This is a genomic window from Tabrizicola sp. T74 (assembly GCF_057219935.1).
This window is the reverse complement of the sequence record NZ_JBXVVT010000004.1, coordinates 281056-293699: the sequence shown is the minus strand read 5'-3', so window position 1 is coordinate 293699 and position 12644 is coordinate 281056. Positions and strand designations below refer to the sequence as shown.

The window sequence follows — 12644 nt, the reverse complement described above, 5'->3', positions numbered from 1 at the left end:
GTGTTCCATGGCTGAACCCTTCCTGATTGGCGAGAACATGACCGGCGGCTATGGCGCGGTCGATATCCTGCATGACTGCACCCTGGCGGTGGAGCCCGGCGAGATTGCGGTGATCGTCGGCCCGAACGGCGCGGGCAAGTCCACCGCGATGAAGGCGGTCTTCGGCATGCTGAAGCTGCGCCAGGGCAGCGTGCGGCTCATGGGTGAGGACATCACCAGCCTTTCCCCCCAGGCGCGGGTGCGCAAGGGCATGGGTTTCGTGCCGCAGACCTCGAACATCTTCACCGGAATGACGGTCGAGGAGAACCTGGAAATGGGTGCCTTCATCCGCACCGACGAACGCATCCGCGAGACGATGGAGCAGATCTATGACCTGTTCCCGATCCTGCGGCAGAAGCGGTTCCAGAAGGCGGGTGAATTGTCGGGCGGCCAGCGCCAGCAGGTGGCGGTGGGCCGGGCGCTGATGACCCAGCCCAAGGTCCTGATGCTGGACGAACCGACGGCAGGCGTCAGCCCCATCGTTATGGACGAGCTTTTCGACCGTATCATCGAGATCGCGCGCACCGGAATTTCGATCCTGATGGTCGAACAGAACGCCCGCCAGGCGCTGGAGATCGCCGACAAGGGATATGTCCTGGTCCAGGGCCGCAACCGCTATACCGACACCGGGCAAGCGCTGCTGGCCGACCCGGACGTCCGCAAATCCTTCCTGGGAGGCTGACCCGATGAAACCTGCCGCTTTCGCCCTGTTGGCCCTTTTGCCCACCCAGGTCCTGGCCGGGTTCGAATGCACCGTCGACCGCCAGTGCGGCGGCGGCACCTGCGAGCCCTATGGCGGCGGACCCTTCGCCATCGAACAGTCCGGCGACATCTGGTCGGTGGCAACCGACGGCCAGTCCTGGCAGGCCTTCGATGCGGGGTACATCGAGGACACGGGCGAGTTGGTCCTGATCATGCCGCCGCAGGCCGGAATGTCGGGCATGATCAGCATCTTCCCCGACGGCAAGTTCCTGTTCACCGCCCATGCCGCGGGTCCGGTCGCGATCACCGGCGAAGGCAACTGCACGGCCACCGGCGGCTGAGCCCGCCCCCCTCCTCTGCACCAGCGAGACCCGATGGACATCCTCAACGCCCTCGTCGCCTTCCTGAACTTCATCGTGGTGCCGGGCCTGGCCTATGGCAGCCAGCTGGCACTGGGTGCGCTGGGGATCACGCTGATCTTCAGCGTCCTCAGGTTCTCAAACTTCGCGCATGGCGACACGATGGCCTTCGGGACGGCCTTCGTGATCCTGTTCACCTGGTGGTTCCAGTCGATGGGCATCTCGGGTGGTCCGCTGCCCACGGCGCTGCTTGCCTTGCCGCTGGGGATCCTGGTGACCATCGCCATGGTCCTGGCGACCGACCGGGTGGTCTACCGCTACTACCGCAAGGTGCGGGCGAAGCCGATCATCGTGGTCATTGTCTCGACCGGGGTGATGTTCGTGATGAACGGCCTGGTGCGCCTGATCATCGGCACGTCCGAGCAGAACTTCACTGACGGCGCCCGGATGTGGCTCAATCCGCAGGACTTCAAGGCCTGGACCGGGCTGGCAGAGCCCCTGGCGATCAAGACGACGGCGGCGCTTTCGGTCGTGGCAGCCGTGCTCTGCTGCATTGCGCTGTTCTGGTTCCTGCAGAAGACCCGCACCGGCAAGTCGATGCGGGCCTATTCCGACAACGAGGACCTGGCGCTTCTGTCCGGCATCAACCCCGAGCGCGTGGTGATGATCACCTGGATCATCGGGGGCGCCCTGGCCTGCATCGCGGGGACGCTGTACGGGCTGGACAAATCCTATCGCGGGATCGTCTACTTCAGCCTGCTGATGCCGATGTTTGCCGCTGCCGTGGTGGGCGGCCTTGGCTCGCCCTTGGGTGCGGTGGTCGGCAGCTTCATCGTGGCGTTTTCCGAGCTGATCGTCACCAACGCCTGGCGCAAGATCTTTGGCTATCTCGTCCCGCCCGAGTGGCTGGGCGATGGGCTCTATCAGGCGCTGTCGACCGATTACAAGGTCGCGGTCAGCTTCACCATCCTGATCCTTGTGCTGCTGTTCCGCCCGCAGGGCATCTTCGGAGGCAAGTGACATGGCCCAGTATCGCAACCTCTGGCTTTTCGCGGGCGTCGCACTCCTGTTCATCCTGACGGGCGTGTTCCAAAGCTGGAACCTGTCGCTGAACATCCTGAACCTGGCGCTTCTGTCGGCGATCATGGCGATCGGGGTGAACATCCAGTGGGGCTATGCGGGGCTGTTCTCGACCGGCATCGTCGGCTCGGTGGCGCTTGGCGGGCTGGCGGTGGTGCTGGTCTCGGCCAACCCGGTGCCCGAGGGCTGGGCGGCGGGTGGCCCGCAGATCGTCGAGGCGCTGCTCTTCGCAGCGCTCGCCATCGGCCTTGCAACCTGGCTTTACCGAAAGCTGAAACCCGGCACCAGCCGAGCGCTGGCGCTGGCGCTGTATCTGGTGGTGGCCTTCTTCATCTACCGGATGATCCTTGATCCCGGCGTCGTCGCTGTTGAGGCGAACAATCCGGCGCAGGCGGGCAACATCGGCGGTCTTGGGCTGAATTCGCTGGTCGCCTGGCCGGTTGGGGCGCTGATGGCTGCCGCAGCCGCCTGGATCATCGGCAAGATCGCCCTGGGCCTGCGCGAGGATTACCTGGCCATCGCGACCCTGGGCATCGCCGAGATCATCGTCACCGTCCTGCGCAACGAGGACTGGCTGGCGCGGGGCGTGAAGAACCTGATCGACCTGCCCCGCCCCTGGCCGGTGCCCTATGAAGTGGACCTTCAGGTCAACCCGGCCTTCCTCGACCAGGTGGCCAGCATCGGCGCCGACCCGGTCACCGCCTCAACCATCTTCGTCAAGCTTCTGTATGCGACCATGTTCGGCATCGTTCTGGTCCTTCTGGTCTGGGGCTGCGAACGCGCGCTGAACAGCCCCTGGGGCCGCACCGTCCGCGCCATTCGTGACAACGAGATTTCCTCGGCGGCGATGGGCAAGGACGTGAAGTTCCGCCACCTGCAGATCTTCATCATCGGCTCAGCCGTCGTGGGTCTTGCGGGGGCCATGCTGACCTCGATGGAGGGCCAGCTGACCCCGCCGTCTTACCTGCCCCTGCGCTTTACCTTCCTGATCTGGGTGATGGTGATCGTGGGCGGGTCCGGCAACAACTGGGGTTCGATCCTGGGTGGCCTCTTGATCGGCTGGCTGTACCTGGCGGTCGAATTCCTGGGGCCGCAGATGATGGAGATCATCACCGCCGGCCTGCCAGCAGGTGACCTGAAGGACCATTTGCAGGACACAGCCGCGCATATGCGTCTGTTGACGCTGGGGGTGGTGCTACTGGTTGTCATGCGCTTTGCGCCCAAGGGCCTGATCCCAGAGAAGTAACAAACGCAGCCGGGATCATCGCCCGGCTGCGACATTTCCTGTCGCAAATCCTCATGAACCGGTTCCCCAGCCCCGCCATGGTGCGGCAAACGGGTCTAGGAGAGTCTTGCGATGAAAACCCATGCGCGCGTGGTGGTGATCGGCGGCGGCGTTGTCGGTTGCTCGGTCCTGTATCACCTGACCAAGCTTGGCTGGTCGGATGTCATGCTGATCGAGCGGTCGGAGCTGACCTCGGGCTCCACCTGGCACGCGGCGGGCGGGTTCCACACCATCAACGGCGACACCAACATGGCGGCGCTGCAGGGCTATACGATCCGCCTCTACAAGGAACTTGAGTCGATCACCGGCATGTCCTGCGGGCTGCATCATGTGGGCGGGGTGACGCTGGCTGACAACGAGGCGCGGTTCGAGATGCTGAAGGCCGAACGCGCCAAGCATCGCTACATGGGGCTGGACACCGAGATCCTGACCCCGGCCGAGATCACCAAGCTGACCGACGGTCTGGTCGATGTGAAGGGCGTCCTCGGCGGGCTTTACGATCCGCTCGATGGCCACCTCGACCCCTCGGGCACGACGCATGCCTATGCCAAGGCCGCGCGGATGGGGGGGGCGGAGATCGTCCTGCACAACCGCGTACTGGAGACGCGGCCCACCAAGGACGGCTGGGAGGTCGTGACCGAAAAGGGCACCGTCCAATGTGAGCATCTGGTCAATGCCGGCGGCCTGTGGGCGCGGGAAATCGGGGCAATGGCGGGCGTTTACCTGCCTTTGTTGCCGATGGCGCACCAATATATCGTCACCGACGACATCCCGGAAATCATGGACATCCTCGGCCAAGGCCGGGAATTCCCGCATGTGATGGACCCGGGTGGCGAGTTCTACCTGCGCCAGGAAGGCCGCGGCATGTGCATCGGCTTCTACGAAAAGCCCTGCGAGCCCTGGGCTGTGGACGGAACGCCGTGGAACTTCGGGCATGAACTGCTGAACGAACAGTTCGACAAGATCGAGGACAGCGTCAACTTCGCCTACCGCCGCATCCCGGTGCTGGAACGGTCAGGCGTCAAGCGCGTGATCCACGGGCCCTTCACCTTTGCGCCCGACGGCAACCCGCTGATCGGGCCGGTCCCTTCCTTGCGCAACTACTGGTCGGCCTGCGCGGTGATGGCGGGCTTCAGCCAGGGCGGCGGCATGGGCCTCGCCTTGGCGCAGTGGATGATCCACGGCGAGGTGGAACGCGACCCGCGCGGGTTCGACGTGGCGCGGTTCGGGAACTGGACCTCGCCCGGCTATACCGTGCCGAAGGTCATCGAGAACTACCAGATGCGGTTCAGCGTGTCCTACCCGAACGAGGAACGCCCCGCCGCCCGACCCTTCCGCACCACGCCGATGTACGAGGTCTTCGATGGCATGAACGCCGTCTGGGGCGCGCAGTACGGGTTGGAAGTGGTCAACTACCACGCGCTACCGGGTGAGCCGCGCTATGAGGAGCCGACGTTCAAGCGCTCCAACGCCTGGGAGGCGACGCGGCAGGAAGTGATGGCCGTGCGTGAGGGCGTCGGCATCAACGAGGTGCAGAACTTCGGCAAGTACCTGGTCAAGGGCGCCGGCGCGCGGGCCTGGCTGGACCGGATCATGGCGGGGCGCATCCCGCAGCCGGGGCGGCTGTCGCTGACGCCGATGCTTGCGACAAGCGGCAAGATCATCGGCGACTTCACCGTGTCCTGCCTGTCCGAGACGGAATTCCAGTTGACCGCCAGCTATGGCGCCCAAGGCTGGCATACCCGTTGGTTCGAGCAACATGCAGAACCCGGTGTAACCGTAGAGAATATCTCGGATTCCCGCTCGGGCTTCCAGATCGCCGGACCAAAGGCGCGCGAGCTGTTGTCACGTGTCACCCGGTCCGACGTCAGCGCGGAAGCGTTCAAGTTCATGGACGTCCGCCGCATGACCGTGGGCATGGCCAACTGCATCGTCCAGCGCGTCAGCTACACCGCCGACCTTGGCTATGAGATATTCACCGACCACATGTCGGTCCGCCACCTGTGGGAGGTTCTGTCCGCGGCGGGCAAGGACCTGGGCCTCCGCCCCTTCGGGATGCGGGCGATGATGTCGCTGCGGCTCGACAAGTGGTTCGGCTCATGGGGCCGTGAGTTCAGCCCCGACTACACGCCCGCCGAGACCGGCCTTGACCGCTTCATCAGCTGGAACAAGCCCGCGGACTGGATCGGCAAGGCTGCCGCGATGAAGGAAAAGGCCGAAGGACCGAAGCGCAAGCTGGTGCCGATTGTCGTCGACGCCAAGGATGCCGACGTCGTCGCGTGGGAGCCGATCTGGCTGGACGGCGCAGTGGTGGGCTGGTGTACCTCGGGTGGCTATAGCCACTGGACCGGCAAGTCGGTGGCGCAAGGCTTCATCCCGGCGGACCGCGTGCAGGACGGGCTGGAGCTGGAGGTCGAGATCCTCGGCGAACGCCGCAAGGCGCGGGTGCACCTTGCGCCCCTGTGGGACGACGGCGGCCGGATGCGGGCCTAAGCTTGACAGGGCGCCCCGCTGCGCCCCAAGCATCGTGCCATGCAGCCGGTCGTGCACATCCTGATCCTCGCCGCCGGGGCCTCGTCCCGTATGCGGGGGCTCGACAAGCTCTTGCAGCCGGTCGAGGGGATTCCGATCCTCCGCCGAGTGGCCGAGGCCGCCTTGCAGACCGGAATGCCGGTGCTGGTGGCAGTTCCGCCGGGCAAGACCATGCGGCAGGAAGCTCTGTCGGGGCTGACGGTCGACCTTGCCGAAATCCCAGACGCGGCGCAGGGCATGTCGCGGTCGCTGGTCCGCGGCTCCGCAGCGATTGCGGCCCGGGCGGAAGGACGGTCGGACGGGCTGATGGTACTGCCAGCCGACATGCCGGGCTTCACTGGCGAGGCGTTGAGCGGGCTTATCGCCCAGTTCCAGGCCAAGCCGCAGCTGATCTGGCGCGGCGGGACCGAGGATGGGCAGGTCGGCCATCCGACAATCTTCCCGCGCGCCCTGTGGCCCGAGCTTGCCGAAGTGACCGGCGACGAGGGCGGCCGATCGGTGCTGCGCGCCCACAAGGACAGCGTCAGTGTCCTGCCACTGCCGGGGCAGATGGCGGTGCTGGACCTTGATACGCCGGAGGACTGGGCGGCCTATCTGGGCCGCCCGCTGTAATCAGCTTGCGATCAGCACTCTCGCTTCATGCGCCTTCAGCGACAGACGCGCCGAAGGGAAGGCATCGGCATTGGCGGCCAGTTCCGGGAAAAGCTGCAGCACTTCGTCCCGCGCGGCCTGATCCAGCGCCGAGAGGGTCCGTTCCGCAGGCTGGAAGCTTTCGGTCCAGATGCCGTCAGAGAGCACGATCTCGTGCCGGTCGAACAGGATGTGCACGTAGGTCACCCCATCCGCCGGCATGGCGCGGGTCACCTCGGCCATCCCGACCAGATGCTTGGCGGGGACCAGAACCTCGGTCTCGCCAAAGTACATCTCGGCCCGGGCGCCTTCGATCAGCACGCGGTGCTGCGGCGAGACCAGCATCGTGCGGTCAGGTCCCGCGCCACCAAAGGCCCCCGTTGCAATTCGGACCGGCTGCAGCTTCGGGTTCGCCAGCAGGTCCTGGTAGGACATCTGCCGCTGACCGATCCAGCGCAATGGCTGCGCCCCGTTGTCCCGGGTCAGAACCATGTCGCCAGCGCAAAGATCCTCAACCGCGACGGGACCACGCTCGGTCATGATCTGCGTGCCGGAGGTAAAGCAGACGATCACCAGATTCTCGATCTCGGTGAAGGTCAGCACGCCGATCTGGGCGCCGGTCGCGTCGAAGAAGGTGATCGTGCCGTTTTCGGCGTCCAGCGGATCATAGACCAGATCGATCCGCGCCCAGCCCATGCCGGTGATGTTTACGGTCAGAGTGTCGTTGTCAGTGGGGCCGTCGTCGCCGCCGCCGTCGACCGATTCACTGCCCAGCACGTCGTTGACAACGGCGTTGCCCGCAACCGTCTCGGCGGTGGGCTTGGTGTAGGACATGAAGATCTGGTCACGGTCATCGCCCGCGAAGATCGAATCTGTCCCGGCGCCACCATACAGAATGTCGTTCCCGGTCCCGCCGAATAGACTGTCATTCCCCGTGTCGCCAAACAGCCGGTCGGCCCCCGCATCGCCATACAGGGTGTCGGCTTCGGTCCCACCATAGACCGTGTCGCTTTCGCTGCCACCGTAAAGCAGGTCGATGCCCTGGTCGCCATACATCAGGTCGTTGCCAGTGCCGCCGTCTACCGTATCGCGGTCGTTACCGCCGAACAGCGAGTCATCCCCGCCGACCCCGGCGATAGTGTCGTTGCCCAAGCCGCCGTAGATCAGGGTGGTGTAGACATCACCGGCAAAGGTGCTGGAGTCACTGGAGCCAATCAGGGTGTCGTCGAAGTTTGACCCGATGATCCCGTCCACGCCAATGGCCGAGTCGCCCGTGGCGTGACCACCCGAGAAGGTGTTGGTCCCCAGGTTCACGCTGACCGCGGCGTTGGATTCGCTGTAGTCGGCTACGTCGAGGGCGAAGGAGCCGAACAGCGTGTCCGCCCCAAGACCACCGGCCAGCGTATCGTCGCCACCGACGCCGTTGAGGATATCGTTCCCGTCACCGCCATAGAGGCGGTCGTTGCCTTCATCCCCGATAAGCGTGTCGTTGCCGACACCACCATAGATGCTGTCGTTGCCGTCAGAGCCCTCTACCCTGTCGTCCCCGGCGCCACCGTAGACCGTGTCATTGCCGGTGCCACCGTAGATGAAATCCTCGCCGAGACCGGTAGTGATAAGGTCGTCGCCAGTACCGGCCACAACCGTGTCATCGTCCGCATTGGCCGCTGTTTCAGGGATGGTGGTGAAATGAACGTCGGAAACCAGGATCGCCTGGGTCGAGCCAACGCTGCCCGCATCGCCATACTGGATGACGATCGACGCAACGGGCCCCTGGATGAAGTACAGGACCGACCCGTCAAGCGCACCGGGAGAGGTGTTGAAGCCGTTCGGGTCACCCGACTGAGGGACAGCCGTGACGGTATTGCCGGTCTGCACCAGTTGCGACGAGCCCACCGTTATGGTGACTGGCAGCAGGTTGCCAAGGGCATCATAGGCATTGACGGTCACCGTATCGCGGAAGCCGGTTGTGGTATCCGACGTGTCGATGTCCGAGATGCGGAAGTAGACGTTGCTGACCTGATCAGTCACCCCTGATCCGGCGGCGGCCGAGAAGTCGATGGTGACTTCCGAGACGCCCGGACCGCCATCGCGATACAGCACGCCCGCCGAGCCGGTGTCGAAGCCACGGCCGTCCGGAAAATCGGTCGGCCCGGCATAGATCGGTACAGCGTCTCCTGCCCCCGTCGCGGGGCCGTCGTCGATATTGAACTGCGAACTGGCGGCGTCCTCGGTATAGGTCACCGAAACGTTCACCCGGGCCGCACCACCGGCGCCGGTTACTGTCTGGCTGAAGCCACTTTCAAGGGACGCGCCCGTGCCTCCCTGGGCATCCCAGTCCAGACGCAGGTTCTCCGCCGGGGCGGGCGTGACGCCGGGCGGCGTTTCCGGACCGGCAGTGATAACGTCATTGCCTGCACCACCAACGATCGAGTCGTTTCCGAAACCGGCATTGATGGTGTCGGCATCGGCGCCGCCGTCGATGATGTTGGCGTCCGCATTGCCGGTGATCGAGTCGTTGAAGTCGGACCCGATGATCCCTTCGATGCCGACCAGCGTGTCGCCCGCTGCGTGCCCCCCGGTCTCGGCGACCAGGTCGTTGATGTTTATCTGAACTGCGGCATTCGACAGGCTGTAGTCGACAAAATCGACACCTTGCCCGCCAACCAGCGAATCGTTGTCGAGCCCGCCAATCAGCGTGTCGCGGCCCGATCCGCCGAACAGCGAGTCTGACCCGACACCGCCGTCCAGGAAGTCATTGTCGATCCCGCCATAGAGCCGGTCAGCGTCGGCACCGCCGTACAGGCTGTCGTTGCCAGCCGCGCCGATCAGCGAGTCGATCCCGGCATCGCCGTACAGGGCATCGGACCCGGCACCACCGTCCAGCGTGTCTGCGTCGGTGCCACCGAACAGCGTGTCGGTGCCGTCATCCCCGAACAGCGAGTCCGTCCCCGCGTCCCCGAACAGCGCATCGCCATCGGCACCGCCGCGCAGGATGTCCGCGTCATTGCCGCCGAAAAGCTGGTCGACGCCAGCACCGCCAACCAGCGAGTCCGTCCCGGTACCGCCCAGAATGGTGTCGTTTCCGCCACCGCCATCCGCCGTGTCGGACCCGGCGCCCAGTTCGATGCGGTTCGCCGCGCCGTCACCCGTCACCACATCGGCACCAGTGCCGGTAATGACGTTCTCGATCCCGATCAGGGAATCCGTGCCCAACCCGGTCGCAATACCGGTGGCCAGGTTCACGTTTACCGAGGTCGTGTTGGCGGTAAAGATCGGAGTGAAGGCTCCGCCCGCCCCGATGAGGTCCGTCAGGTTGCGGCTGTAATCGGCAGTATCAATCCCGGCGCCACCGTAAAGCGTATCCTCGTCGCCGGTCGGACCACCGATCAGGGTATCGTTGCCGTCACCGCCATAGATCAGGTCGTCGCCATCGCCGCCGTCAAGAAAGTCATTCCCGCCGCCGGTGCCCGCTGCTGGTCCGCCACGCAGAGTGTCGGGACCGGCAGCGCCCCAGATCGAATCGTTCTCGGCGTCAGCCCCAATAAGGGAGTCGCCACCGCCACCGCCGCCGCCTTCGAGTGTAGCCATGCTCTTTGTCCCTCTGCCTCAGCAGCGACCCAGCCCTGATTTTTCTCCCCTTCAGGCTTGCACGCGCATCCATTAGTGGCGCGCCTTCCCGTCAAGTTGGCTATGGTCGTTCGATTTCCCCGAGATTCTTAACGAAACGTTACTATGTGCACATTCAAAATGCGAGTCCCGATGCCTCATGTTCGTTAATGACCCGGCGGGATTGGCCATATGTTGCCCGTCCTGCCGCGGTTTTGAGCTCGGGAAACAGTTCGAGAATCTCCAGACGCTGGGCGTTGCCGATGCCTTTCAGCGAGGTGTCGTCGGGATGGAAGGTCTCGGTCCAGACGCCATTGGTCAGCACGACCTCGTGGCGATCACACATGAAGTGGATGTAGGTCGTCCCGCTGGACTGCACGGTGTGGACCCCCTGGGCTGCCAGATGCTTGGCCGCGACCAGCACTTCGCGTTCGGCATAGCGCACGGAAACCCGGGTGTTGGTCACCAGGACACGATGGTTTGGGGACACCATCATGTCGCGTTCCGGCAGGCCCTTGCCCAACGAGCCCTGCTGGATGAACACCGGCAACAGATGCGGGTCGGCCTGGAAGTCGTGCAGGAACATCTGCGTCTTGCCGACCCAGCGCACGGTCTGGATGCCGTTGTCGCGGGTTACGACCCGGTCACCGGCCGAGATCATCTCGACGGGGATTTCACCGCGCTGCGTGGTAATCAGCGTGCCCGGGGTAAAGCACGGTGACGCGCGCTGCGCGCGATCCGCCGACTGTAACTCGACTGCAGGCACTTCAAACGTCTTCGCCATGCTGACCCTATACTTTGGTTAACCAACCTCTCCCGCGGACGCCCAACGGGTCTCATTTGCATAGCGTTCACGGCGGGCGGTAGAAAAGCTGAAAATTGTTTGTAAACAACGACAACACCGGCACGATTCAGCCGATGCGTGTGTTTCTGTGCAATCGCCCGGTCAGGTTTCAGCGGTTTGGTGCGCAATCCGCGTAGCCCTTCCGAAAGCGGGTCGATGTAAGTCCATGAGCGATTGCCTCTTTCAACCCACGGCTGTTTTCTGGGCATCCATTCGCCCGGGCCGTGAAGATTTTTGGCGCAACCCTGTGTTGACTAGGCCGTCCACGCGCAAATCTTCGTGCGCCGGACATGGGTCGAAAGCCAGTGTTTCCCTAGTCGTCGACAAAACGCCGCGAAGTCCCGGACTGATCGAAATCCGGATCACCGCGACGATTCGGGCTGCTGACCCATCAGGCATCTGGACAAGTGGTGCCCGAGGCGAGACTCGAACTCGCAAGCCTTGCGGCGGAGGATTTTGAATCCCCTGCGTCTACCATTCCACCACTCGGGCCACCGGCGCCACGTCTAGAACCTGCCGCGGCTCGCGTCAATGCGGGCTGCGCGGGGTCAGAGGTCGTCGGTCTGGAAGGTGTCGCAGTCGGCCATTTGGCCCGACTGCAGCCCGATCATGAACCAGCGCGACCGTTGTTCCGAGGTGCCGTGGGTGAAGGTGTGCGGCATCGGGCGCTGGCCGGCGTTCCTTTGCAGCGTGTCGTCGCCGATCTGGCGGGCGGCGTTCACCGCCTCTTCCAGATCGCCGCGTTCCACCGTGCCCAAGGTCTGAGCCGCCTCGCGCGCCCAGATGCCGGACAGGCAGTCGGCCTGCAGTTCCACCCGGACCGAGATCGCGTTCGATTCTTCCTGGCTGACCTGCTGGCGGATCTGGTTGGCCTTGCCGAGGATGCCGAGCTCGTTCTGGATGTGATGGCCGATTTCATGGGCGACGACATAGGCGGCGGCGAAGTCACCCCCTGCCCCCAGCCGCTGGTGCATCGTCGTGAAGAACCCGGTGTCGAGGTAGACCTTGCGGTCGGCGGGGCAGTAGAACGGGCCGGTCGCCTCGGAGGCGCCGCCGCAGGCGGACCGGGTGGCCTCTTTGAACAGGACGAGGGTCGCGGGGCGGTAGGCGCGGCCAAGCTGTTCCTGGAAGACGCGGCCCCAGATTTCCTCGGTATCGGCGAGGACGACCGAGACGAACTGGCCCTCGGCCTCGTCCTCGGCGGTCAGTTCGACCTGCGAGCCGCCGGACTGGGTCATGCCGCCGCCATCGGGGCCGAGGAGCTGGCTGGGATCGACCCCGAGGAAGAGCGCGATCAGGACGACGATGATCGCCCCTGCCCCGCCAACCCCGCCGACCCGCGCGGCCCCGCCACCGCCCATCCGGCGGCGATCCTCGACGTTCGAACTTTCCCTGCGACCGCGCCACTGCATGTCGTCACCCTTTTCCGAAGGTCCGATGTCCACGCAGGACACACCGGACGCCACTTGCAAAATCAAGGCCTTGGCCGTGGGCAGTTACGAATCCTTAACCCATGGGCGAGCCTGCATCGCAGCGATGCTATCCGCTGCCCCCCGTCATCGGA

The 12644-nt window shown here is 64.6% G+C and carries 9 protein-coding genes and 1 tRNA gene; 6 read left to right on the top strand and 4 right to left on the bottom strand.

Going from position 1 to position 12644, the window contains the following annotated elements; translation table 11 throughout:
- The first annotated feature begins 7 nt into the window (after positions 1–7).
- From AC2EAL_RS13525 to AC2EAL_RS13500, 6 genes are all read left to right on the top strand, one after another.
- Entirely contained in the window at positions 8–721 is a 714-nt protein-coding gene (locus tag AC2EAL_RS13525) for an ABC transporter ATP-binding protein (protein WP_484724743.1), read from the top strand.
- 4 nt (positions 722–725) lie between these two features.
- Positions 726–1082, top strand: a complete 357-nt coding sequence (locus tag AC2EAL_RS13520; protein ID WP_484724742.1) for a hypothetical protein — start codon at positions 726–728, stop codon at positions 1080–1082.
- A gap of 33 nt (positions 1083–1115) precedes the next feature.
- Positions 1116–2120 (top strand): branched-chain amino acid ABC transporter permease, encoded by a 1005-nt coding sequence (locus AC2EAL_RS13515; RefSeq protein ID WP_484724741.1) that lies wholly within the window; start codon positions 1116–1118, stop codon positions 2118–2120.
- 1 nt (position 2121) lies between these two features.
- Positions 2122–3426, top strand: coding sequence for a branched-chain amino acid ABC transporter permease (locus tag AC2EAL_RS13510; protein ID WP_484724740.1), 1305 nt, complete (start codon positions 2122–2124; stop codon positions 3424–3426).
- 111 nt (positions 3427–3537) lie between these two features.
- A complete protein-coding gene (locus tag AC2EAL_RS13505; protein ID WP_484724739.1) occupies positions 3538–5958 on the top strand; it encodes a GcvT family protein in 2421 nt (806 codons plus the stop codon).
- A 39-nt stretch (positions 5959–5997) separates the two neighbouring features.
- Positions 5998–6609, top strand: coding sequence for a nucleotidyltransferase family protein (locus tag AC2EAL_RS13500; RefSeq protein WP_484724738.1), 612 nt, complete (start codon positions 5998–6000; stop codon positions 6607–6609).
- Here the strand turns inward: AC2EAL_RS13500 and AC2EAL_RS13495 are convergent, their stop codons facing one another.
- From AC2EAL_RS13495 to ypfJ, 4 genes are all read right to left on the bottom strand, one after another.
- Positions 6610–10218, bottom strand: a complete 3609-nt coding sequence (locus AC2EAL_RS13495) for a Hint domain-containing protein (RefSeq protein ID WP_484724737.1) — start codon at positions 10216–10218, stop codon at positions 6610–6612. It abuts the gene before it with no gap.
- 154 nt (positions 10219–10372) lie between these two features.
- Positions 10373–11020, bottom strand: a complete 648-nt coding sequence (locus AC2EAL_RS13490) for a Hint domain-containing protein (RefSeq protein ID WP_484724736.1) — start codon at positions 11018–11020, stop codon at positions 10373–10375.
- A 468-nt stretch (positions 11021–11488) separates the two neighbouring features.
- A tRNA-Leu gene (locus tag AC2EAL_RS13485) sits at positions 11489–11572 on the bottom strand.
- A 56-nt stretch (positions 11573–11628) separates the two neighbouring features.
- Positions 11629–12492, bottom strand: coding sequence for a KPN_02809 family neutral zinc metallopeptidase (ypfJ, locus tag AC2EAL_RS13480; RefSeq protein WP_484724979.1), 864 nt, complete (start codon positions 12490–12492; stop codon positions 11629–11631).
- Between the last annotated feature and the right edge of the window lie 152 nt (positions 12493–12644).

What these genes read in the sequence shown, in the direction of transcription:
- AC2EAL_RS13510 (WP_484724740.1), top strand. Translation starts at nt 2,122, where the DNA reads ATGGCCCAGTATCGCAACCTCTGGCTTTTCGCGGGCGTCGCACTCCTG.
- AC2EAL_RS13525 (WP_484724743.1), top strand. Translation starts at nt 8, where the DNA reads ATGGCTGAACCCTTCCTGATTGGCGAGAACATGACCGGCGGCTATGGC.
- ypfJ (WP_484724979.1), bottom strand. Translation starts at nt 12,492, where the DNA reads ATGCAGTGGCGCGGTCGCAGGGAAAGTTCGAACGTCGAGGATCGCCGC.
- AC2EAL_RS13515 (WP_484724741.1), top strand. Translation starts at nt 1,116, where the DNA reads ATGGACATCCTCAACGCCCTCGTCGCCTTCCTGAACTTCATCGTGGTG.
- AC2EAL_RS13505 (WP_484724739.1), top strand. Translation starts at nt 3,538, where the DNA reads ATGAAAACCCATGCGCGCGTGGTGGTGATCGGCGGCGGCGTTGTCGGT.
- AC2EAL_RS13520 (WP_484724742.1), top strand. Translation starts at nt 726, where the DNA reads ATGAAACCTGCCGCTTTCGCCCTGTTGGCCCTTTTGCCCACCCAGGTC.
- AC2EAL_RS13500 (WP_484724738.1), top strand. Translation starts at nt 5,998, where the DNA reads ATGCAGCCGGTCGTGCACATCCTGATCCTCGCCGCCGGGGCCTCGTCC.
- AC2EAL_RS13495 (WP_484724737.1), bottom strand. Translation starts at nt 10,218, where the DNA reads ATGGCTACACTCGAAGGCGGCGGCGGTGGCGGTGGCGACTCCCTTATT.
- AC2EAL_RS13490 (WP_484724736.1), bottom strand. Translation starts at nt 11,020, where the DNA reads ATGGCGAAGACGTTTGAAGTGCCTGCAGTCGAGTTACAGTCGGCGGAT.